This window comes from Aeromonas sp. 96A (assembly GCF_051919165.1).
Lineage (GTDB): Bacteria > Pseudomonadota > Gammaproteobacteria > Enterobacterales > Aeromonadaceae > Aeromonas > Aeromonas veronii.
The window spans coordinates 1,617,887-1,640,307 of the sequence record NZ_JBQBFE010000001.1; the positions used below are offsets into that span (position 1 = coordinate 1,617,887).

21 protein-coding genes and 1 riboswitch are annotated in these 22,421 nt (G+C 59.1%); of the genes, 11 read left to right on the top strand and 10 right to left on the bottom strand.

Going from position 1 to position 22,421, the window contains the following annotated elements:
• Positions 1-2: 2 nt before the first annotated feature.
• Positions 3-1,343, bottom strand: coding sequence for an APC family permease (locus ACTG2W_RS07235; protein WP_440016146.1), 1,341 nt, complete (start codon positions 1,341-1,343; stop codon positions 3-5).
• A 199-nt stretch (positions 1,344-1,542) separates the two neighbouring features.
• A complete protein-coding gene (locus ACTG2W_RS07240; protein ID WP_005338367.1) occupies positions 1,543-1,809 on the bottom strand; it encodes a helix-turn-helix domain-containing protein in 267 nt (88 codons plus the stop codon).
• Positions 1,810-2,067: 258 nt separating this feature from the next.
• On the opposite strand from ACTG2W_RS07240, the gene ACTG2W_RS07245 reads away from it, so the two are divergent.
• From ACTG2W_RS07245 to ACTG2W_RS07260, 4 genes are all read left to right on the top strand, one after another.
• Positions 2,068-2,664 carry a hypothetical protein gene (locus ACTG2W_RS07245; RefSeq protein ID WP_440016147.1) on the top strand — a complete coding sequence of 199 codons (597 nt, stop codon included), beginning with the start codon at positions 2,068-2,070 and terminating at the stop codon, positions 2,662-2,664.
• A 308-nt stretch (positions 2,665-2,972) separates the two neighbouring features.
• Positions 2,973-3,995, top strand: a complete 1,023-nt coding sequence (locus tag ACTG2W_RS07250) for a porin OmpA (RefSeq protein WP_047435978.1) — start codon at positions 2,973-2,975, stop codon at positions 3,993-3,995.
• Between the two features lie 307 nt (positions 3,996-4,302).
• Positions 4,303-5,304 (top strand): porin OmpA, encoded by a 1,002-nt coding sequence (ompA, locus tag ACTG2W_RS07255; protein ID WP_440016148.1) that lies wholly within the window; start codon positions 4,303-4,305, stop codon positions 5,302-5,304.
• Positions 5,305-5,534: 230 nt separating this feature from the next.
• Positions 5,535-6,572, top strand: coding sequence for an OmpA family protein (locus tag ACTG2W_RS07260; RefSeq protein WP_157161189.1), 1,038 nt, complete (start codon positions 5,535-5,537; stop codon positions 6,570-6,572).
• Positions 6,573-6,657: 85 nt separating this feature from the next.
• On the opposite strand, the gene ACTG2W_RS07265 is transcribed toward ACTG2W_RS07260, so the two are convergent.
• Both ACTG2W_RS07265 and ACTG2W_RS07270 read right to left on the bottom strand, forming a co-directional pair.
• Positions 6,658-8,352 (bottom strand): NAD-dependent malic enzyme, encoded by a 1,695-nt coding sequence (locus tag ACTG2W_RS07265; protein WP_005338379.1) that lies wholly within the window; start codon positions 8,350-8,352, stop codon positions 6,658-6,660.
• Positions 8,353-8,421: 69 nt separating this feature from the next.
• On the bottom strand, positions 8,422-9,279 hold the full coding sequence (locus tag ACTG2W_RS07270; RefSeq protein WP_407958622.1) for a helix-turn-helix transcriptional regulator: 858 nt from the start codon (positions 9,277-9,279) through the stop codon (positions 8,422-8,424).
• A gap of 120 nt (positions 9,280-9,399) precedes the next feature.
• Between ACTG2W_RS07270 and ACTG2W_RS07275 the strand changes: the two genes are divergently transcribed.
• Both ACTG2W_RS07275 and ACTG2W_RS07280 read left to right on the top strand, forming a co-directional pair.
• The gene (locus ACTG2W_RS07275; protein ID WP_047435970.1) at positions 9,400-10,779 is read left to right on the top strand and encodes an MATE family efflux transporter; all 1,380 of its coding nucleotides are present in this window, start codon (positions 9,400-9,402) and stop codon (positions 10,777-10,779) included.
• Between the two features lie 123 nt (positions 10,780-10,902).
• Complete coding sequence (locus ACTG2W_RS07280) at positions 10,903-11,151, top strand: YciN family protein (protein ID WP_005338382.1); 249 nt, start codon at positions 10,903-10,905, stop codon at positions 11,149-11,151.
• Between the two features lie 33 nt (positions 11,152-11,184).
• Here the strand turns inward: ACTG2W_RS07280 and ACTG2W_RS07285 are convergent, their stop codons facing one another.
• A complete protein-coding gene (locus ACTG2W_RS07285) occupies positions 11,185-12,306 on the bottom strand; it encodes a GGDEF domain-containing protein (protein ID WP_005349944.1) in 1,122 nt (373 codons plus the stop codon).
• Positions 12,307-12,552: 246 nt separating this feature from the next.
• Between ACTG2W_RS07285 and ACTG2W_RS07290 the strand changes: the two genes are divergently transcribed.
• Positions 12,553-13,950, top strand: a complete 1,398-nt coding sequence (locus ACTG2W_RS07290) for a nucleobase:cation symporter-2 family protein (RefSeq protein ID WP_040066712.1) — start codon at positions 12,553-12,555, stop codon at positions 13,948-13,950.
• Between the two features lie 99 nt (positions 13,951-14,049).
• Positions 14,050-14,766 carry a lipoyl protein ligase domain-containing protein gene (locus ACTG2W_RS07295; RefSeq protein ID WP_106842439.1) on the top strand — a complete coding sequence of 239 codons (717 nt, stop codon included), beginning with the start codon at positions 14,050-14,052 and terminating at the stop codon, positions 14,764-14,766.
• 114 nt (positions 14,767-14,880) lie between these two features.
• On the opposite strand, the gene ACTG2W_RS07300 is transcribed toward ACTG2W_RS07295, so the two are convergent.
• Positions 14,881-16,257: an alanine/glycine:cation symporter family protein gene (locus tag ACTG2W_RS07300; RefSeq protein WP_005338391.1), complete on the bottom strand. Its 1,377-nt coding sequence runs from the start codon at positions 16,255-16,257 to the stop codon at positions 14,881-14,883.
• A gap of 249 nt (positions 16,258-16,506) precedes the next feature.
• Positions 16,507-16,622: riboswitch (glycine riboswitch) on the bottom strand.
• A gap of 507 nt (positions 16,623-17,129) precedes the next feature.
• On the opposite strand from ACTG2W_RS07300, the gene ACTG2W_RS07305 reads away from it, so the two are divergent.
• Positions 17,130-18,296, top strand: a complete 1,167-nt coding sequence (locus tag ACTG2W_RS07305; protein WP_058056704.1) for a type III PLP-dependent enzyme — start codon at positions 17,130-17,132, stop codon at positions 18,294-18,296.
• Positions 18,297-18,384: 88 nt separating this feature from the next.
• Here ACTG2W_RS07305 and ACTG2W_RS07310 read toward each other — a convergent pair whose 3' ends face one another.
• Together ACTG2W_RS07310 and ACTG2W_RS07315 are read right to left on the bottom strand one after the other, a co-directional pair.
• Complete coding sequence (locus ACTG2W_RS07310) at positions 18,385-19,353, bottom strand: calcium/sodium antiporter (RefSeq protein WP_005343920.1); 969 nt, start codon at positions 19,351-19,353, stop codon at positions 18,385-18,387.
• 126 nt (positions 19,354-19,479) lie between these two features.
• A complete protein-coding gene (locus tag ACTG2W_RS07315; protein ID WP_106842438.1) occupies positions 19,480-19,953 on the bottom strand; it encodes a peroxiredoxin in 474 nt (157 codons plus the stop codon).
• 155 nt (positions 19,954-20,108) lie between these two features.
• Between ACTG2W_RS07315 and ACTG2W_RS07320 the strand changes: the two genes are divergently transcribed.
• Entirely contained in the window at positions 20,109-21,035 is a 927-nt protein-coding gene (locus ACTG2W_RS07320; protein ID WP_058056707.1) for a phenylacetate--CoA ligase family protein, read from the top strand.
• A 91-nt stretch (positions 21,036-21,126) separates the two neighbouring features.
• Here the strand turns inward: ACTG2W_RS07320 and yfcD are convergent, their stop codons facing one another.
• The gene (gene yfcD, locus ACTG2W_RS07325) at positions 21,127-21,609 is read right to left on the bottom strand and encodes an NUDIX hydrolase YfcD (protein ID WP_440016149.1); all 483 of its coding nucleotides are present in this window, start codon (positions 21,607-21,609) and stop codon (positions 21,127-21,129) included.
• 203 nt (positions 21,610-21,812) lie between these two features.
• On the opposite strand from yfcD, the gene ACTG2W_RS07330 reads away from it, so the two are divergent.
• A complete protein-coding gene (locus ACTG2W_RS07330; RefSeq protein WP_005338403.1) occupies positions 21,813-22,031 on the top strand; it encodes a DUF1107 family protein in 219 nt (72 codons plus the stop codon).
• A gap of 52 nt (positions 22,032-22,083) precedes the next feature.
• Here ACTG2W_RS07330 and ACTG2W_RS07335 read toward each other — a convergent pair whose 3' ends face one another.
• Positions 22,084-22,398 carry a DUF2845 domain-containing protein gene (locus ACTG2W_RS07335; protein WP_033135134.1) on the bottom strand — a complete coding sequence of 105 codons (315 nt, stop codon included), beginning with the start codon at positions 22,396-22,398 and terminating at the stop codon, positions 22,084-22,086.
• Positions 22,399-22,421 lie beyond the last annotated feature (23 nt).

The window sequence follows — 22,421 nt, forward strand, 5'->3', positions numbered from 1 at the left end:
GGTCACTCCTTACGGTAGAAGAGCAACCCGAGCAGAATCACCCCCACAGAGACCAGCAGATAGAGCCCCAGACTGGGATTGGTGATACCGCCATACAGAATGATGAGCGCGCCCAGGGTGGCACAGGTCGGGATCACGAACCGCTTTATCCAGCCCAACTCGGTAAAGGTGCGCATGTACCAGACATAGAGGAACAGATAGAGGCCATAAATCAGCACAATCGGCATCTCGTCCAGGGCGATGTAACGACCGAATGTCTCGTTGATGCTGCAGTACCACAGCACTGAGTAAATCACCGACAACAAGGCTGCCGCGAGGGCCGAATTGATTGGCATGTGGTGATGCGGTTCGATACGGCTCATCCACTTGGGGGCTGGCCCCTGATTGCGGATCGCCAGCGAGTAGGGAATACGCATGGTCGCCAACACCAGACCATTGAGGGTTCCGAGGCAGGAGATAATCACGAACACGGTCAAAATGGTCGAGGCTGTCCCGCCAAACAGGCTGGTTGTCGCGAGATTTACCGCGTTATCCCCTTGCGCCACTATCTCGTCCGTCGGCAAGACGCTGGCGATCCCCAGAAAATAGGTGACATAGACCACAAAGACTATCAGGGTGCCAATCACCAGCGCTCTGGGCAGATTCTTCTTGGAATCGCGAATTTCGCTGTTGATGGTCACGGCGGCGATCCACCCCTCATAAGCGAAGGCGGTGGCAACCACGGCAGTGGCCAGAGTGCCTCCGGTGCTCCCTATCCCATCCATTGCCTGCACAAAGTTGGTCACGGTGACACCATTGAGCAAGCCTGAAATGGTGCCCACAATGGCAACCAGGATCAACGGGATCAACTTGATCAGGGTAGAGCCCACTTGCAGCTTGCCCGCCAGGACCGGGGCATAGAAGTTGATCAGATAGGTGACCGTCATATAGACAGCCGCCAGTATCCAGGTCGCAACAGAGTTGGTCGGATTATCACTGCCGAGCAAGATCATGGTGTACAGAGCGGCGACCCAGGCAAGGATGGCGGAAAGAGGGGCGTAATAGAGTACGCCTTTGAACCACCCCACCAGATAACCAAACATTTTGCCGTATGCCGCTTCGGCATAATCGACGATACCGTTGGATTTTTCGATCCGCTGGGCAAACTCGGCAAACACCAGCGCGCCGAAGATCATCGAAAATGCCCCCAGCGCCCATGCCAGCAGCGCAATGGCCAGATTACCGCCAGTCAGACGCAGTACATCATCGGCCTTGAAGAAGACACCGGAGCCGATCACCACGCCGACCACCATCGCAATGGCAGTCATCAGGCCATAACGTTTATCCAACTCATTACTGCTCATACCCATACTCCATACGATTGCTCATATCATCCTGAATGTAATAGTGTTCGGGTGGCCAGATACCACCAGGAGCCCACTTTTCGGGGCCGCTTATTCTCGTTGGCCTGCATGGATAATTCAAAGCGTGTTAGATCAAAATATCGATCGGCAACCCAAAAAAAATACCGCCCGAAGGCGGCATTTCTATTCACATCGATGATCACGCCTTGGCGAGGTCATCCGGGCCAATCTGGCCGATTTCGGCGACTTTCTTGTCTGCCAGCAGCCAGAGGGTGAACTTGTGCAGATCCGGGTGGTGCGCCAGGGCAACCAGGAAGGCGCCCCCAACTTCACGGTAACCCAGCTCGTAGTTTTTCAGCGTGGTGGGAGGAACACCCAGCAAATCTGCAAACTTCGGACGGCTCAAACCGACCGCTTCACGGATCTGACGGATCTTCTTGCCAACAGTGACGATATTTGAATTCATAATGTTCCATACTCCGTTTGGCGGATTTACTCCGCCTTTTATTTTTCGCGACGACTCGTAGTCAAGTGTATCAGTTTTGTTCGGACTCGTTATGGTCGAGCCTCTATCTTATGAGCGCCTTTCGGCGACAACCCTTGCCTTCAAGGGGGGATGGTAATCGCTCAGCCGCCTCAGGTAAACAGTCTCGAAAAGAAACCTTTATTGTGGCCCCCCCAATAACTCGTATAATCCGCCGGATACCCATTAAGAGGAATAAGTATGGCGTTTCCCGGCATTATCTCTCGCCTGCACCCCGTATCCAGCACAGAAGAACTGGCACAACAGCGCCTGCAAGGTGAACAATATCGCGCCGAAGCATTCTGGCTTCCGGCCTTGATGTCCAGCCACGCCAGCGAGCTACTGGCCGCCCTGCCGGAGAGCTGCAGCCTGTTTCTTGAACAGGCATGCCCGGACCTGGCCTTGCGCAGCCACGACGGCATCCTGCATAACAATGAGCAGCTCATCACGGTAAATGGTCAGACAATTGCTCTGGCAACTACCCCGGGTGATGGTGGTCTGGTGCCCGAATCGGACATGTGCGAGATGGCCGACTGGCTGGAGGCGGGACACCGCCACTTCATCTGTTCAGCTGCAGTTCAGCCTGTGGCTCGCGCCATCCTCAACATCTGGCCCCTTGACCCCTATCTGGCCCGACATTTCTTGATGACATTTACCCCCCTGCTTCAGAGCGCTACCCAGGCTGACTACCTCGCGGTCTTTGCCGCCAGAGCGAATCCGGCCAACCCGCATAGCGACTGGGTTCAGGCTTATATGAAGCTGGAGAAGAAACTGCACAGGGCCTATCTGGATCACTAATTAATCAAAATAAACAGCCAGTTAAGAGCACGACACAATTTGCCACAAGGCTCATTTGTGAGCTTGATCATGTTTTAAAATCGGCATAGAGTGCGCCTCGTCATCGGAATGACATCAGTTGCCTGGCAGTGGTTTCTCACGCATTGCGTGCCATGCCAGCGCACTCGACACACCAGGAGAGTGTGCAACCCGGTTATACCGGGTCATCTGCCAGACTCGACGCCAGCCGTACGGCGGAGCCTGCAGCTTACATAAATTACAAAGTGTGAAGCACGTGAATAACGTGCGATCTCAACGAGGATTTTTTTATGATGAAAATGGCTCCTTCCATGATCGCCATCGCCATGGCTGCTATGGGTGCTACCGCTGCTCACGCCGCTGACGACATCTACTTCGGTGCCGGTGTCGGTGCTGCTCACTTCAATGGTCTGAACAAGATCGATGGCGGCGGTTACGCTGGTACTGAAGATGCAGCTGCAGCCAACGCCTTCGTTGGTTACAACTTCACCGAAAACTTCGGTACCGAATTCGGTTACCAGTATGCCGGTCGTGGCAACACCGAAGGTCTGCGTTACGAAAACCAGGGTGCTACCCTGTCCGGTATCGCTCGTATGCCGGTTGGCAACGACTTCTCCCTGTTCGCTGAAGGCGGCGCCTACTGGGCTCACACCGACGGTCTGGGCATCAGCGACACTAAAGTTTCCCCGCTGGCCGGTGCTGGTGTGACTTACAAAGTAAGTGACGCGCTGGATCTGCAAGCTCGCTACCGCTACATGTGGGACGTGGCTGACCTGAACGTTGACGGCACCCATTACAAGTCCAACCAGAGCGTTGCTACTCTGGAAGCGGTATACCACCCGTTCCGTACTTCCTACGTAGCTCCGGTAGCTGCTCCGGTAGTTGAAGAAGCTCCGGCTCCTGCTCCGCAAGTTGTAGAGAAGAACTTCGCCCTGAACTCAGACGTGCTGTTTGCCTTCGGCAAAGACACCCTGAAGCCGGAAGGCGTTGCAGCCCTGAACGGTCTGTATCAGCAAATCGTTGAGTTCCAGCCGAAAGATGGCAACGCTGTTGTTGTTGGTTACACCGACCGTATCGGTTCCGACGCTTACAACCAGAAGCTGTCTGAAGCCCGTGCCCGTACCGTTGCCAACTTCCTGGTGAGCAAAGGTATGGCTGCCAGCAAAGTTGCCATCGAAGGTCGTGGCGAAGCTAACCCGGTTACCGGCACCAAGTGCAACGGCGTAACTGCTAAAGCTCAACTGATCTCCTGCCTGGCTCCGGATCGTCGCGTAGAAGTTCGCGTATCTGGCGTACAAGAAGTTCAGCAATAATCTGACCTCGTTCAGATAGTGCGAAAAAAAGGGATGCTGCGGCATCCCTTTTTGTTTGTCTCGTTCTCGCTTGCATCCCTCACTCCCGCCTCCCTGCCCTTGCCTGCCCCGTCTCGAAAGCATAAAGTAGTTGCGCCTGTAAGGTATTGGATAAGCACTAAAAAGCGCTTCTTGTCCGGTCTGTTGTCCATGACGCCAATGCATCATGAGAGTCCAAAGCCTTCGCTATCCACTTTGCTGGCGATTTTTCGCAGCAATAAAAACAAGTGCATTGCCCGACATGGGCTAACACAACGAGGATAAACCGATGAAACTCAAAATGGCTCCTCCCCTGATTGCACTGGCGCTCGCCGCCGCAGGCACCACAGCTCAGGCTGCCGATGACTGGTACACCGGTGTTGGTGCAGGTTGGGCATATGCTCACAACCTTGACGATGTACAAGGTCTGGATACAGACAAAGACGCCACTGCGCTGAGCCTGTTCGGCGGTTACAACTTCAACGACTACTACGCAGCTGAACTGGGCTACCTCTACGCCGGTAAAGCGGGCGTTGACGGTGCCGATTTCAAAACCCAGGGTGCAACCCTCTCCGGTATCGCCCGCCTGCCGCTCGGCGACATCTTCTCGGTGTTTGCTGAAGGCGGTGCCTACTTCAATCACGTCAACGGCAATGGCAACAGCGACAATGGCACTGCACCGCTGGCGGGTCTGGGTCTGACTGCCAAGCTTTCCGACCTTATCGATGTGCAAGCACGCTACCGCTATCTGTGGAATCTGGGTGACGAGCAGAAAACCTGGGAGAGCGACATGAGCGTCGCGACCCTGGAGCTGGTGATGCACCCGAACCGCACCTCTTATGTTGCCCCGGTTGCCGCCCCTGCGCCTGAGCCGATTCCCGAGCCGGTACTGGTCGACAAGAACTTCGCCCTGAGCTCAGACGTGCTGTTTGCCTTTGGCAAATCCACCCTCAAGCCAGAAGGTGTCGCAGCGCTCAACACCCTGTATCAGCAGATCGTTGATGTTCAGCCGAAAGATGGCAGCGCCGTGGTCGTCGGTTACACCGACCGTATCGGTTCTGATGCCTACAACCTGAAACTATCCGAAGCGCGTGCCCGTACCGTAGCCGACTTCCTGGTTGGCAAAGGTCTGCCGGCTGGCAAAGTTGCCATCGAAGGTCGCGGTGAAGCCAATCCGGTCACCGGCACCCAGTGCAACAGCGTCAAGGGCAAGGCTCAGCTGATCTCCTGCCTGGCACCGGATCGCCGCGTAGAAGTACGCGTCACCGGCGTGCAGCAAGTACAACAGTAATCCTGCAGTCCGACATAACAAGGAGGCCATCTGGCCTCCTTTTCTTGCCGCTTATTCGCCCACCTTGTAACCCTCTTTTGCCCCCTTCCTCTTCCCGTCTCGCGCCCTAGTTCACGGCGGGTCGCCCCCCATACCTCTTTGGTGGTTAAAAACAGCCCGTAACCTATACATAAGTGTGGGGTTTGACCAGCAGGCAACCCCACTACACCAAACATCGACGAGGATACGCGATGAACATAAGAGTAAAACCTGTGTGGATTGCACTGGCATTGGCGAGCACAGGCGCACAAGCGGAACCGGTTCACGACTGGTATGCCGGGGTTGGCGGTGGCTGGGCCATTGCCCACAATTTGAATGATTTCAGTCAGGATGTCGGCAAGGATGCGACTGCGCTCTCCCTGTTTGGCGGCTACAACTTCACGGAAAATCTGGGGGCCGAGATTGGCTATCTCTCCACCGGTGACTGGGATATCAGCGGCCATGACTTCAACAGCAAGGGAGCCACGCTGTCAGTCATTGGCCGCCTGCCGCTCAGCGAGATGTTCTCGCTCTTTGCCGAGGGCGGTGGCTATATCTATCACGTCGAGTCGGTCAATGGCGGGGACGACAACCTGGCGCCGCTGGCGGGTCTGGGAGTGACGGCCCGGCTCCATGACTGGGTCGATCTGCAGGCACGCTACCGTTACATAGTGCGCGTTGGCGATGATCCGGATAACGGCAAAGCCAACAGCGGCACCCAGCGCTGGGTCAGCGACATCAGCACCGCCACGCTGGAACTGGTGATCCACCCGAACCGCAGCCAACCCAAAGAAGCAGCCCCCACGCCCGCCCCGGTCGTGGTTCCCCCGCCACCGGCCGAACCGGAGGTGGTGGATCAGACCTTTAACCTCAGTTCCGATGTGCTGTTCGCCTTTGGCAAAGCGGACCTCAAACAGGAGGGAATGAGTGCGCTGGACGATCTCTACCAGCAGATCGTCGACGTGCAGCCCAAGGATGGCAGTGCGGTCGTGATGGGATATACCGACCGCATCGGCTCGGATGCCAACAATCAGAGGTTGTCAGAAGCTCGGGCCCAAACCGTTGCCGACTTTCTGGTCAGCAAGGGATTGCCTGCCGACAAGGTGAGCATCCAGGGCAATGGCGCGAGTAATCCGGTCACCGGCAACCAGTGTGATGCCATCAAGGCGAAGGCGGCGCTCATCGACTGCCTTGGGCCGGATCGCCGGGTCGAGGTGCGCGTCACCGGCGTACAGGGCGGCAGCGAGTAGTTGATCTTGAGGCGATAACCATGTCAGACGTGCAGTAAAAAGGGATGCCGAGGCATCCCTTTTGCTTTGCATCTTCCCGCAGAAATCAGAACGAGGTGCGACGGTAGCGGCGATATTCCGGATGCCAGAAGTTGGCGTCGATGGCCTGATCGATCACCTCGTCCGGGGTCTGCACCGCCTTGCCCTGCAGCATGGCGGTCTTGGCTACCATCTTGGCGATGTAGCGGGAGACCTGATGGATATCCGCCAGATCCGGCAGCAGAGAACCCTCCTCCCCTTTCACCAGCGGCGAACACTCTGCCAGCGCGCGACTGGCCGACATCAACATGGCGTCGGTCACCCGGGTGGCGCCGGAGGCGATGACGCCAAGGCCGATCCCCGGGAAGATGAAGGAGTTGTTGCACTGGGCGATGACGTAGCGCTTGCCCTTGTGCTCCACCGGTGCGAACGGGCTGCCGGTGGCCACCAGCGCCTGACCGTCGGTCCAGCGGATAAGGTCTGCCGGCGTCGCCTCGACCCGGGAGGTGGGGTTGGAGAGCGGGAAGATGATGGGACGGGCACAGTGCTTGTGCATGGTCTTGACCACCTCTTCGGTAAACAGCCCCGGCTGGCCGGAGACCCCGATCAGGATGTCCGGGCGACCGTGCTCCATCACCTCCAGCAGGGAGATATTGTCCCCCACCGGCCAGTCGGCGATGCGCTCCACCGGTTGGGAGAGACGGCGCTGGAAATCGAGCTGGTTGGGGATCTTGTCGGTGATAAGACCAAAGCGGTCCACCATAAAGACACGGCTGCGGGCCTGGGCATCGGTCAGCCCCTCGGCCTTCATCTGTGCCACGATCTGCTCGGCGATACCGCAACCGGCGCTGCCCGCACCGAGGAAGGCAACCCGCTTCTCGGAGAGCTTGGCGCCGGAGGCCTTGCAGGCGGCGATCAGGCTGCCCAGCGTCACCGCCGCAGTGCCCTGAATATCGTCGTTGAAGCAGCAGAGCTCGTTCTTGTAGCGGTTGAGCAGTGGCATGGCGTTGTTCTGGGCGAAGTCCTCGAACTGCAGCAGGATGTCGGGCCAACGGCGCTTGACCGCCTGAATGAAGGCATCGACGAACTCGGCGTACTCATCCCCCGAGATACGCGGATTGCGCCACCCCATATAGAAGGGGTCATTCAGCAGTTGCTGGTTGTTGGTGCCGACATCCAGCACCACCGGCAGGCAGTAGGCGGGCGAGATGCCACCACAGGCGGTGTAGAGGGATAGCTTGCCGATGGGAATGCCCATGCCGCCGATACCCTGGTCACCCAGACCCAGGATCCGCTCGCCATCGGTCACCACGATCACCTTGACGTTCTGCTTGGTGGCGTTTTGCAGCATGTCATCGATCCTGTCCTTGTCCGGATAGGAGATAAACAGGCCACGGGCGCGGCGATAGATGTTGGAAAACTCCTCGCACGCCTTGCCCACCGTCGGGGTGTAGATGATGGGCAGCATCTCGGTCAGATGGTTGTGCAGCAGACGGTAGAAGAGCGTCTCGTTGGTATCCTGGATGTTGCGCAGGTAGATGTGCTTGTCCATGTCGTTGCCAAACGCCATGAACTGGCGATAGGCGCGCTCGGCCTGCTCTTCGATGGTCTCGATATTCTGGGGCAACAGACCTTCGAGGTTGAAGTTGCTGCGCTCTTCGCTGGTGAAGGCGCTGCCCTTGTTGAGCAAAGGGGTCTCCAGCAGGGCGGGACCGGCGTAGGGAATGTAGAGAGGACGTTTCTGGTTATTATCTTCAAACATGGATCTTGGTACCTAAACGGTTAGCTAGACGCAGGGACCCGCCGATCCTAGGGGCTTGTCACATTAATTTCAAAGAGTTTGCACATCCGTTGCAAAAGGTTTGCGACCCAGTCGACGAAAGGCGCCGGGGGTCTGACCAGTCAGACGACGAAAGCGGTTGGCAAAGTTGGCCCCATCGCTGTAACCGACCCGGGCCGCCAGCTCGCCAAGTGGCCAGTTGGTATAGAGCAGCAGCTGGCGCGCCTTGTTCATTCTGAGCTCGGTCACCCTCGCCATCGGCCCCATACCGAACGCTTGCTGACAGAGCCGGTGCAGATGGGGAACGGAGCAGGCCATCTGTCGGGCCAGCAGGGCGACATTCCAGGGTTCGTCCAGGCGCGCCTCCACCCGGCGAAACAGTGCCTGCAATCTAAGTTCAGGGGTGCCGCGTACCTCCCCTTGCAGGGTGCGCTCCAACAGCGCCAGCAACAGGCTGAGCAGTTGAGGTTGCAGCGAAGAGCGAACCCCTTCCCCCTGCATCAGGCTGAGCAGATGGTAGAGCTGATCGCCGCCATCCCCTTGCCAGATACGGTGACCAAGGCGATGCAGGTGCTGCCAGCGCGGCACGTCATCGAGCAAAATCCAGCTAATCTGCCAGCTTTCGCCAATCAGCTTGAGACCGCCGGGCACGGCGGCGGGCAGGAAAATCAGTGACCCGGCCGGAATGGCTTGCTCCCCCTCGTCGGTGAGCAGCGCCCCCCCCTCATCGTGACTCACCATCAGAATGTGAAACTCGGGGCGATTGCGGCGAATGAGGTAGTGATCCCGCACCCGGGAGAGGCCGGTCAGGAAGATCCCTGCCTCGCCGAGCAGGGGCAGCCCTTCACGTCCCAGCATCTGCTCTTCGCAGGCTGGTGCTATCTCCAGACACTCGCTGGCAAATGGCATAACACCTCAACAGGATATTTTTACACAAGAAAATCGAGAGCTACTCACAGTGAGCAGAGCCTCGCCAGCCCCTATCATACCCCTGACAAACCTTGCTTTTCTCATACCCGGTTAACAACTATGAATTATTGGCAAGCGATTTTAAAACAAACCACCGATCGCGAGTTCATGACCCGATTGTGGCGGCTGGCCCTGCCTGTCTCGCTGCAATCAATGATGTTCTCCCTGCTCGGCCTCATCGATATCATGATGGTGAGCCAGCTTGGCACCACGGCTGTGGCGGCGGTCGGCTTGGGTAACCGGGTCTTCTTCTTCAATCTGCTGGTGATAGCGGGCCTCGCGGGCGGGGTCTCGGTATTGGCAGCACAATACTTCGGGCGCGGGGAGATGGCCGGGGTTCGCCGCTCCCTGGCGCTGGCCATAGTGGGCGCCTTGCTGGTCACCCTGCCCTTTGCCTTCATCTATGTGTTATCACCGGGCAGCGTACTCGGTTTTGCCAGTCAGGATCCGGCGCTGCGGGCACTGGCGGATCAATTCTTGATGATCACCGGCGCCACCATCCTCTGTACCGCCATCGTAGTGCCGCTGGAGTCAGCCCTGCGCTCGGTGGGCAATGCCGCAGCGCCGACCCGCATCGGCATTATCGCCATCATCGCCAACGTCATCCTCAACTACGCCCTCATCTTCGGTCACTTCGGCTTCGAGGCAATGGGGGTGGCCGGTTCGGCCTGGGGCACCACCATTTCCCGGCTGCTACAAACGGCCCTGCTGCTGCTCTACGTAAAGCGTTATGAGGCGCGCCTGATCCCGCGCGCACCAGACTGGCTGGCCGCCTTCAAGCGCAAGGAGGTGGTGCGCTTTACCCTGATCGCCCTGCCGCTGCTATTCCACGACGGCCTCTGGGCCTTCGGCATGCTGATTTACGGCTTTCTCTACGCCCATCTTGGCACTGACTCGCTGGCCATCATGACCACCCTCGGCACCCTGGAGAGCATCCTTATCTCCCTCTTCTTCGGACTGGCGGTGGCCTGCTCCACCCTGCTCGGCCACCGGCTCGGGGCCGAGGAGTACGAGATTGCCTGGCAGCACTCCCAGCTCTTCCTGCTGCTGGCACCGATTGGCGCGCTACTGGTGGGGATCATCGTCTGGCTGCTGCAAGCCAACCTGCTGCAGTGGGTCGGCAACCTCCCCCCCGAGCTGATGACGGAAGCGGGACAGGTGCTCGGCATCATGTGTCTCGGGATGCTGCTCAAGGTGTTCAACATGGTGGGGATCATCGGGGTGCTGCGCTCAGGCGGCGATGTGAACTACAGCATCTTCATCGATATTGTCGGCATGTGGTGCATCGGCATCCCGCTCGCCTGGGTGGCGGTCACGCTGCTCGGCTGGCCCCTCTCCTGGGTGGTGGCGGTGGTCTTGCTGGAGGAGCTCAGCAAGGTGTTGCTGGTGCAGCGCCGTATTCGCCAGCGCTGCTGGTTGAAGAATCTGGTGATCGGATAAACAGCCACAAATCGGGGTCATATCAATGACAGAAAAACCCTGTTTGCAGTATGCTGGGCGCCTCTTCAATCAGAGGCAGGGATCCACGGTTTCCCTGTCCAGTAGTCGTTTAAGGAGACGAGCATGCAACCACAGAAAGAGCTGATCACCGAGACGGCCCTGCTTGAGATGGCCAACAAGATCATCAAAGAGCATGAAGACTTCATCCACGGTATGCGCGCCGATTCGGTGGAGCAGAAGGGGGATATTCTGGTGTTCAAGGGGGAGTATTTCCTGGCCGAAGATGGCACCCCGACCGGCAAGACCATGGCGGTCTTCAACATGTTCAAGCTGCTGGCCCAGCAGCTCTCCGGCAAGTACAAGCTGGCCTGATTTCACCAGCACATTGCCAACAGGATGCCGCCCTCAGGCGGCATCTGTTTTTGCGCGGTTTTGCCCCTCGACCACCACGCAGTTGCGTCCCGCCATCTTGGCCTGATAGAGACACTCGTCGGCACGGTTGATCAGAATATCGATGGTGTCATCGGAACGAGCCATGGCAATCCCGATACTCACCGTCACCTCCAGCAATTCGTCCGAGGTGGGGCTCTTCACCAGCCGCGCCTCGACAGCAATGCGCAGCCGCTCGGCCATTTTGCTCGCCAGCGCCGGATCGGCGCAGTTGTGCATCAGGATGGCAAACTCTTCACCACCATAACGCCCCAGCACCATGTCAGGCTCCAACTGCTCCCCTAGGGTGGTAGCCACCTCCTTGAGCACTGCATCCCCCGCCAGATGGCCGTAGATATCGTTGATCCGCTTGAAGCGATCGAGATCCAGCAGCATCACCGCGAAGGGCTTCTTCTTGAGTTGCAGCCGGATTCTGGCCTGCTCCAGCTGCTTCATCAGCAGGCGGCGGTTCATCATGCCGGTCAGCTCATCGGTGGTCGATTCCCGATAGAGCCGCAGCAGCATGTTGAGTTGACCGCACTGCACCCAGCAACTGGCCATGGTAAACATGCCGAGCACCCACACCTGATTCAGGGTGGCCTGACTCCAGATGCTCTGGCCCACCAGCAGCCAGTGACCCAGCAGCATGGTCACCAGCACCACACCTGCCAGTTGCAAGCCTAGGGAGAGGGGGATGGGGAAGATGGCAAACAGGGTGATCAGCAGATAGGGAAAGGCCGCATAGCCCGCCTGCAACTCCTGTCCGGCGCCAAAGCTGTTCAGGCAGAAGAGGGAGAAGAGCATCATCACGGCCATCAGGTAGCCAAGGGCCAGCTTCATCCGTTCCCGCTTGAAGTGAATGAGGTACGAGAGCGGAATAAGTGGCGAGAGCGCCAGGGTGCAGAAGATCCTGGCCTGGAATAGCTGCTCGAAATGAACGGCGGGCAAGGTCAGCCAATCCACCACGGCCCAGGCGGGCAATCCGAGCATCAGCAAGCAGGTCAGCAGGCGCAAACGCACCGTCATAAAGCCCATGCGAGTACGAGTAAAGTCTTCGGAGTGAACCCTCGCACTCCAGAACTCTGACAACTTGAGCATCCAGAGTCTCCACGATGAATACTGAGGGCTCATTCTACACCTACAAAGTGGTAAAATTGTCATTAGCGGGGAGAATAAAAAGGAGAGGTCGGTCACACAAACCGACAGATGATAATCGCAGCACGCAAACGTTTCAACCCATCAAAAAATAAACCTTTTTTTGCATAATTAGCGCTGGTCAGGCTCATTTCAATCACTACAATAGCGCCCAATTTTCTCCCCCTCCCCACACAATTCGAGGTACTTATGGAACAGGCTGCTGTCACACGCGCCAATCGAGAGGCACATCCCCCCAGGCGAGCCCATAGCGAACTGGTCTATGGCATAGAGGATGTCCCGCCTCTGCCCCAGACGCTGTTCGCCGCCCTGCAGCATATGCTCGCCATGTTTGTCGCCATCATTACCCCGCCCCTGATTATCGCCAATGCCCTCGGCCTCCCTGCCGCCGACACTCGCTATATCGTCTCCATGTCGCTGGTCATGTCCGGCATCGCCTCCTTCATTCAAACCCGCCGCTTCGGCCCCATCGGTTCCGGCCTGCTCTCGGTACAGGGCACCAGCTTCAACTTCCTCGGCCCCATCATCGCCTCCGGTCTCGCCCTCAAACAGGCGGCTATGCCCACCGAGGATCTGTTGGGCACATTGTTCGGCACCATGATGGTTGCCGCACTCACTATCGTGGTGATGAGCCGCTTCCTCCATCTGGTGAAACGGATCATCACCCCGCTGGTCACCGGCATCGTGGTGCTGCTGATCGGCCTGACCTTGATCAAGGTAGGTCTCATCAGCATGGGCGGCGGCTATGCAGCCCTCTCTGATGGCAGCTTCGCCAGCCACACCAACCTCTTCCTCTCCCTGCTGGTGCTCGGCCTTATCGTGTTGCTGCAACGCAGTCGCAACCCCTGGTTGCGCCTCTCCGCCATCATGATCGCCATGCTGGCGGGCTATGCAGTGGCCCTGCTGTTGGGCAAAGTGAGCGCCCCCACCTTCGACGGCCCGCTGGTGATGGTGCCCATTCCGCTCCACTACGGTCTCGGCTTTGACTGGCAGCTGTTCGTGCCGCTCGCCATCATCTTCGTGGTGACGGCGCTCGAAGCGATCGGCGACATGACCGCCACCTCGGATATCTCCGGCGAGCCACTGGAAGGGCCTGTCTATATGGAGCGGATCAAAGGCGGCGTGCTGGCCGATGGTGCCAACTCCATGCTGGCAGCGGTTTTCTCCACCTTCCCCATGTCCACCTTCGCCCAGAATAACGGCGTCATTCAGCTGACCGGCGTCGCCAGCCGTCACGTCGGGCTCTTTATCGCCGCCATGCTGGCCCTGCTCGGCCTGTTCCCGGCGGTCGCCAGCCTGGTACAGCAGATCCCCGAGCCCGTGCTGGGCGGAGCGACCATCGTCATGTTTGGCACCATCGCCGCCGCTGGCGTGCGCATCATTGCCCGCGAGGAGCTGGATCGCCGCGCCCTGATGATCCTGGCGGTGTCGCTGGCCATGGGGCTGGGGGTCGCACAGGTGCCGGAAGTGCTGCAACACCTGCCGGAGCTGGCCAAGAGCGTGCTCTCCTACGGCGTCGCCACCGGTGGCATTACCGCCATCGTGCTCAACCTGCTGCTGCCCAAGCGCGAAGCGCGTCACTCCTAAGAGATCGCCTACCGATAGCAAACAGCCCCGCACTGCGGGGCTTTACCTTGCCAGTCGCCACGGGTAGTGTGCTGGGCAGCCTTTTTTGAGGATGCCGCCATGCCCTATCGCCTGCTCTCTCCCCTCCCCGATACCGCTTCACCCGCACAAATACTGGCGCAAGAGCAGTGCTGGCTGCGCGACTGTGCCCATGACGGCCAGCCCCGCGCTCACCTGTGGCAGGCACCCCAATGCCTGATTGTCACTCGCAAAGATACCCGCCTCCCCCGCTACGAAGCCGCCTGCCAGCAACTTGCAGATGAAGGCTGGCCGGTACATGTGCGCGACAGTGGCGGTACCGCCGTGCCCCACGGGGCGGGGATCCTCAACCTATCCCTGCTGCTGCCTCGTACCACCACAGATCTCGCCCACTACTACCGGCTGCTGGGAGCGCCGCTGCTGACCCTGTTGGCAGAGTACGGCCTTGAGGGAAGCTATGACTTCGTGCCCGGATCCTTTTGCGATGGTCAGTACAACTTGGTGATCGGGGGACGCAAGATCACCGGCACTGCCCAGCGCTGGCTGGCGCCGGGGCAAGATCACCAGGGTGCCGTGCTGGCGCAAGCCATGTTGCTGGTGGCGGGTGATGTGGATGAAGGCACCCGGATGGCGAGCCGCTTCTACGAGCTGGCGGGCGGCGAGCTGCGTTTTATGGCGGGAACCTCCACCACGCTGGCAAGCTGCATCGATTGGCGCGGTAGCGATCAGGCACTGGTAGAGAAAGTGCGAGCACGTCTGGATAGCCTGCTGAGCGAGGGGCTATCCCCCTCATTCTGACCTTATCCCGAAGGGAGAGGGAAAGTCCCCATCCAGAGACACGGCGCACAAAAAAGCCACGACCGGAGTCGTGGCTTGTTCTTTTCAAGGGGAGCGTGAAACGGGCTGAGGCGTTCAGGCCGTCTGCGGCTCCGGCTCGGCTTCGCTATCCAGATCCCGGCTAAAGTAGGCGCGGGTCTCGGCGATCACCACATGGCGCAGGCCAATCAGGCCGATGAGGTTGGGCACCGCCATCAGGCCGTTAACGATATCGGCCAGCAGCCAAATCATATCCAGATGGAGGAAAGCACCGCTCGCAACCAGCGCCAGATAGACAAGACGATAGGGCTTGATTGCCTTCACCCCGAACAGGTACTCGGTGCAGCGCTCGCCGTAGTAGTTCCAGCCAAGGATGGTGGTAAAGGCGAAGAACAGCAGGCCAATGCTCACCAGATACTGGCCGACATGGGCATCAAGCCCCTGGGCAAAGGCCAGACTGGTCATGGCGGCGCCGCTTGCATCGCCGCTCCACACGCCGGTCACCACCAGGGTCAGGCCGGTCATGGTGCAGATGATGATGGTGTCGATGAAGGTACCTGTCATGGAGACCAGCCCCTGCTCCACGCACGAATCGGTCTTGGCTGCCGCCGCCGCGATGGGCGCAGAGCCCAACCCTGACTCGTTGGAGAAGACCCCGCGCGCCACCCCGGACTGAATGGCCAGCATGATGCTGGCACCGACGAAGCCGCCGGTCGCCGCATGGCCGGTGAAGGCACTCTCGATAACCAGCATGACGGCATCGGGCAGGGCGCTGGCGTTATTCACCAGCACGCCCAGACAGGCGACGATGTAGAAGATGGCCATGAAGGGCACCACCTTGCTCGACACGCTGGAGATGGACTTGATCCCCCCCAGAGTCACCAGCGCCACGATCAGGGTCAGCACCACGGCAGTCGCTTCACGGGGCACCGAGAAGGAGAGGCTCATGGCGTCTGAGATAGCATTGACCTGCGGGAAGGTACCGATACCGAAGAAAGCCACGCCGATGCCGAACAGGGCAAACAACTTGGCCAGCGGCTTGGAGCCAAGCCCCTTCTCCAGATAGTACATGGGGCCACCCGCCATCTGGCCGTTGGCATCCTGCTCGCGATATTTCACCGCCAGCAGGCACTCGGCGTATTTGGTAGCCATGCCGAACAGCGCTGCCATCCACATCCAGAACAGGGCACCGGGACCACCGAGCTTGATGGCGGTAGCCACCCCGACGATGTTGCCGGTACCGATGGTGGCAGAGAGAGCGGTGCACAAGGCGCCGAAGCTGGAGACATCCCCCTGCTTGCCCTGCCCCTGATCGCGACCAAAGACCAGCCGCAGAGCGAGCGGCAAGCGCACCACCTGAAGCAGACCCAGACGCAGGGTGAGATAGATACCGGTCCCGACCAGCAGGATCAGCAGGGGTGGACCCCAGATAAAACTATCGATGGCGGTTAACGCCGATTGAATTGATGACATGCATCCTCCTTAAGAAACAGAAATTAAGGAGGAGAAGGATGATCTTCCCATAGGTGTCGCGATCCCCAGAGGTGATCGGATGCAGGCCCAGAACGTGTTCACACTCTTACTGCGAGGCCGTGATCAAGGCTCATGCGCTGCTCGGAATCCTCACGTATGTCTATACGCTCCGGTTCCTGCGCTGCTCTTTACCTTGCTGACGACCTCTCGTTACAGATCGTGAACAGTTCCAAGCCCAGGTACAACCATCCCATCCCCTCTGTCCTTTTGCCTGAGAGTTTCCGGCGCCAGCCTGCCCTTGCGGGTAGTCGTGGTGCCTTGCTCCTTCGGCGCCCGATTTAACGGGTCTCTCCAGAGTATCGTCCAGTAGCAGTCCACACCGGTTGCCCGGTACCTGAAAGATTCACTTCTTCGGTGGATGGTTGCCCATCGCTCTCCTGCTACCTTCATCCGAACTAGTTTGGATTAGGAAGTCGGCATGTTAATCCAAAAAATGTGAGCTGTCTCGCACTTGGCCGCCCCCATTTATATTTTTTTAGTGACCACCATAATCGCAGCAAGAATGTTAAATGTTAGTTAACTATCAACAAGTTAGGCTCTCACGGATCAAATGTGGCCCAAACGGGAAAAATGGCGGATAGAGAACAGTGATCCCTCTCGTTTCGCCAAGAAAATCTTGCCGACATATCCAATCAAAATGCTTGCACACAGAATCAATAAGCCGATAATCCGCTGCATAACCAAGCACTTTGCCATCAATTTATGCACTGTGTTCGGTTGGTCCCACCGGACCGCTCGCCTGACCCGGCCGTCGCCGGTTCAATCGCATATGGCTTGGGCATATCACGCCCCCTAAGGATGACCAAAAGAGAATGAACGACGCCCTGGTTGCAAAAGATGTGGTCGCACAAGATTACCGTCAGCTGGTTGAACAATTCGGCTCCCCCCTGCTGCTGCTCGACAAGGCAGCCGTCCGCAAACAGTATCGGGCCCTGGCCGCCGCCCTGCCCGATGTACGATTGCACTATGCACTCAAACCCCTGCCCCATGAGGCGGTGGTCTCTGTCTTGAAGGAAGAGGGGGCCTGTTTCGATCTGGCCACCAATGGCGAAGTGGATCTGGTGCGCAGTCAGGGGGTTCGCCCGGGACGTTGCATTCATACCCATCCCATCAAGCGCGACAGCGATATCCGTTATGCGCTGGAGTTCGGCTGCACTGTGTTTGTCTACGACAACCCGCTGGAGCTGGAGAAGTTCATTCCCTACAAGGACGAAGTGAAACTGTTGCTGCGGGTCAGCTTCCCCAACCCCGAGACCAAGGTTGATCTCTCCAAGAAGTTCGGCTGCACTCCGGAGCAGGCGCTGCCGCTGTTGCAACTGGCCCACGCCAAGGGGATCAAGGTGATGGGGCTGTCGTTCCACGTCGGCTCTCAGGTACCCCACGCCCGTCGCCATGTGCAGGCCATCGACGCCTGCCGCGAGATCATGGAGCAGGCCTGGGCGCTCGGGCTCAAGCCCTGGGTGCTGGATATCGGCGGCGGTTTCCCGGTCGACTATGAAGGGGGAGAGTTCGATATCGACGGTTTCTGCGCGCCGATCCGTGAAGCGCTGGCCAAGCTGCCCGCTACCGTGCAGAAGATTGCCGAACCGGGCCGCTTTATCAGCGCGCCGGCCATGACTTCGGTTTCAAGCGTGATGGGCAAGGCCCACCGTGGCGACAAGATCTGGTACTACCTGGATGACGGTCTCTACGGCAGCTACAACGGCCAGCTCTATGACCACGTCACCTATCCGGTGAGCACGCCTTATGCCAGTGGCGAGCAACACAACTCGGTGCTCTCCGGCCCCACCTGCGACAGCGTGGATGTGATCCGCGATGGCATCATGCTGCCGGATCTGGCTATCGGCGAGTTGGTGGTTGGCAAGGTGATGGGCGCCTACACCTGGGCCTCGGCCTCCACCTTCAACTTTTTCCCCAAGGCCAGCATCCTCATTCTGGACAGCAGCCAGAAGGGGCAGAAGCTGGTGGCAGTAGCCTGAGCACACAACTCGCTCGCCAACAGGTTCACTGGGCAAAAACAAGAGGGGGAAGCTTGTGCTTCCCCCTCTCTCATTTCACCAACCTCTATCAGATAAACTGACTGGTCAGCAGCCAGCCGGTGTAGGCGACGAAGCAGGTGAGCAGCACGCCCCCCTCCAACCGGTTGATACGGCCCTGCCCCTTGCGGCCCAGACACATCACCAGCAGCAGCAGGGTCAGCCCCATCATGATGCTCCAGTCACGGGTGAGCACCTCCGGCGCCACATCGAGCGGGTGGATGCCCGCCGCAATCCCCACCACCGCCAGGGTGTTGAACAGGTTGGAGCCGAGCACGTTGCCAAGGGCCAGATCATGCTCGTTCTTGCGAATGGCGATAAGTGAAGAAGCCAGCTCCGGCAGGGAGGTTCCCACCGCGACTATGGTGAGACCAATCACCAGATCGCTGATACCGAGTGCCTGAGCGATGGTCACCGCCCCCCAGACCAACAGGCGGGAAGCGCCGATCAGCAGCACCAGCCCGACCACCAGCCAGAAGATGGCGCTCTTGAGGGACATCCCCTCGCTCTCGATATCCTCAGCGGTCTCGGTATCCAGCGCATCTCCCTTGCCATTCATGCCAGCCCAGATGGACCAACCCATCAGGGCAACGAAGACGGCCCCCAGAATGACCGCATCCATCCGGCCCAGATGCCCATCAATCAGCAGGGCGCCAGAGAGCAGGGTAATACCGAGCAGGATCGGGATCTCCTTGCGCACCACCTGAGAGGCCACCGCGATAGGGCTGATCAGTGCCGTCAGACCCAGGATCAGCGCGATATTGGTGATGTTGGAGCCATAGGCGTTGCCGAGCGCCAACCCGGGATTGCCCTGGGACGCCGCCAGCGCCGAGACCACCATCTCCGGGGCCGAGGTACCAAAACCGATGATCACCATGCCGATCAGCAGCGGCGGCATCCCCGCATAACGGGCGGTGGCGGCAGCGCCATCGACAAACTTGTCTGCACTCCAGACCAGCAGCGCCAGTCCGGCAATCAGGGCAACAAAAGCCAGGGTCATAGGATCTTCATCTCTTGTTATCTGCAACGAAGCGCCAGCCCAAACGGGCAGGCACCATGGGAAAGTGGCGCCAGTGTAGCTGTGCCGCCTCCCATTTCAAGGGGAAATCAAACCGTGATTAACATTTCACAGTGCAGCCAGCAGGCTCGCGGCATCGGAGACCTCGAACTTGCCCGGCTCCTCCAAAAACAGCTGCTCGACTACACCATCGTTGGCGATCAACGCAAAGCGCTGGGCACGGATGCCGCCAAAGGCGCCGGTATCCTTGGCCAGATCCAGCGCCCGGGTCCAGCTGCCGTCGCCATCCGCCAGCATGGTGATCGCCTCTGCATTCTGGGCCGTCTGCCAGGCCCGCATCACGAAAGCATCGTTGACCGAGAGGCAACAGATGGCATCCACCCCTTTGGCCATGAACTGATCGGCCAGCACCACATAACCGGGCAGATGGGCATTGGAGCAGGTGGGAGTAAAGGCGCCGGGTACCGCAAACAGCACTACTTTTTTACCGGCGAACAGCGTCTGGCTATCCCGCAGCTGCTTGCCCTCGTCGCTGATAAAGGTAAATTCGCCCGCAGGCAGGGGGTGTCCTACAGCAATCATGATTTCTCGTCCTGAGTCGTGATGGGAAGTCGCCAGTTTATCCCAGAGTGACGATGCCGCCTAACAGCGGCTCTGATCCTGACCATGGATAGCGGCAGGCATTTTCCCCTTGGGCAGACTACTCTTGAGCTGGTTTCACGGCGCCAGGAGGCCCCATGCAACACTATTACGATGGTCTGGAAATTCGTCCCCCCGCCATGCGCGAACAGCAGCAACTGGACCAGCTCAATCATCAGCTTACCCATGTCAGTCAATATTGCGCCGGTTACTCCAGCGCCTATCGCCAGTGCCGCCTCGAGGATCTGGCAGAGCTGGCCACCCTGCCACTGCTCGACAGCAAAGAGCTCTTTGCCGCCCAGCAAGCTCATCCCCCCTTTGCCGGTCTCACCGGCCGTCCGGCCAGTCAGGCGCTGCGGGTCTTCTCCTGTCCGGGCCAGCTGGCCATCCCCGAATATGCCGGGGCAGACTGGTGGGGCGCCGCCCGGGCGCTGTTTGCCGCCGGTTTCAAGGCGGGGGAAGTGATGCTCAACGGCCACGACTATCACGCCGGCCCCACCGCCTTTATCTTCGATAACGGTGCCCGTCAGCTGGGCGCCCCCGTGGTGCCCTGCGGGCCCCACGATACCCAACGCCAGCTGGAGGCACTGCTGCGCTATCAACCCACCGGCTACGTCGGCCCGCTGGTGACCCTGCTCGACCTGCTGGAAGCGGCCGAAGCGGCGGAGATCCCGAGCGACTCGCTGCGCCGCGCCCTATTGTGCGAAGCCACCCATCCCGAAACGGCACCACTGCGCGCCATTCACGGCATTGCGGCCCTCAACTGTCTGGTGTGGCAGGATGTGGGGGTGGTGGCCTACGAGAGTCAGCCCGGTCAGGGCTTTATCGTCAACGAGAGTTGCATCGTCGAAATCATCGATCCCGCCAGCGGCAATCCTGTGAGTGGCGACGAGACCGGCCAGCTGGTGGTGACTCGGCTCGATCTGGAGTATCCGCTGCTGCGTCTGGCCACCGACTGGCAAGGGCACTGGCTCGCCAAGCCGAGTGCTTGCGGGCGCACCAACCGGCGCCTCAAGCTGGTGTAGCAGACCAACTAAATGCACAAAGGCAGACGGGCAGCCATCAGGCTGCCCGTCTTGTCTCTGAACTGGAAAAGAGAATATCTAAAGAGAGACGTTAGCGTCTCGCCTGCCAGGTGGCGATGGCGAGCAGGGAGTCGGGGGTAAATTCGCTGGCGCGCTCGGCGATCTCGGCCAGGCTCATCCAGTGCACCGCGCTCACCTCTTCGGCCTGCAACTGCAGCGGCCCCTGATAACAGCAACTGAAGAGGCCGCCCCAGACCCGGTAGCCCTCCCCTTCCGCATAAAAGCTGCCAAAGCCCTGCAGAGGAACATCCATAATCCCCAGCTCTTCGGCCAGCTCGCGGCGGGCGGAGCGCTCCATCTCCTCACCGGTGGTGGCCACACCACCGGCGCAGGCATCCAGCATGCCGGGGCAGAAATCCTTGCTGAGGGTGCGTCGCTGCACCAGGATCCGATCCGCGTCGTCGAGCACCAGAATATAGCTGGCACGATGGCAGAGATTCTCCCGCCGCACCTCGGCTCGCTCGGCCACACCAATCACCCGGTTGTTCCCGTCCACCACATCAACCCATTCCACGCACAGGCCCTTTTATTTGTTCCATTCAAGCCCGCAGTATATCGGTGTGGTGGTTTGTCATGGCACAACTTTTTCGATGACGCCGTCAATTTGCCGAACTCACTGGCAAAATAAGGATTCATGCAAATCTTGATAAACCGTCATATCAGTGTCATCGACTGACACCATAGTGTGCCCTGTCCAGGCAATCAGGGAACCGTGTGATGAAGGTATTCAAGCAGTTATCCCCACGGCAGATCGCTCGCTACATCAAGAGCTTTCATCGAGGCTATTTTGCCATCGAGTCGCTGGGGACATTTGAATTCAACGCGGGCAGGATCAGCCTCCATGGCCTGACCTGCCGCCAGCGGCTAAGACTGGCTCGCCAGATCAATCTGGCGGTCAGACAACTTGGTCACCGCGACCCCTTGCCGGACATGTGAGTCAAAGGGTCTTGCCCTACTGTCTGTTGTGCATCCATGCTTTGCCCGCCGGCTACTCGCCGCGCGGGCCGTTTTCGATATCGGTAATGATGCCGTTGCGCACCGTCACAAAGCGCATGAACTCGTTCTTGCCGAAGTTGTAGGTCCAGCGTTCACCATATTTGACCTGCACCATGTTGCCAAACTGGTTCTCCTCGTTGCGGTTGAGCTCTTCACGCAACATCGGCTCACCGCACTTGAGCAGCATCTCGGCGGTGGTGTCTCCCTCGGTGATCAGGGCGTTCTTGCAGCGCATGGCATCAGCACTGGCCGGAATGCTCAACAGCAACAGAGCAAGCCCCGCTACTTTCTTCATCTTCTTGCTCATCGGGTTCTCCTTATCCTCTCTAA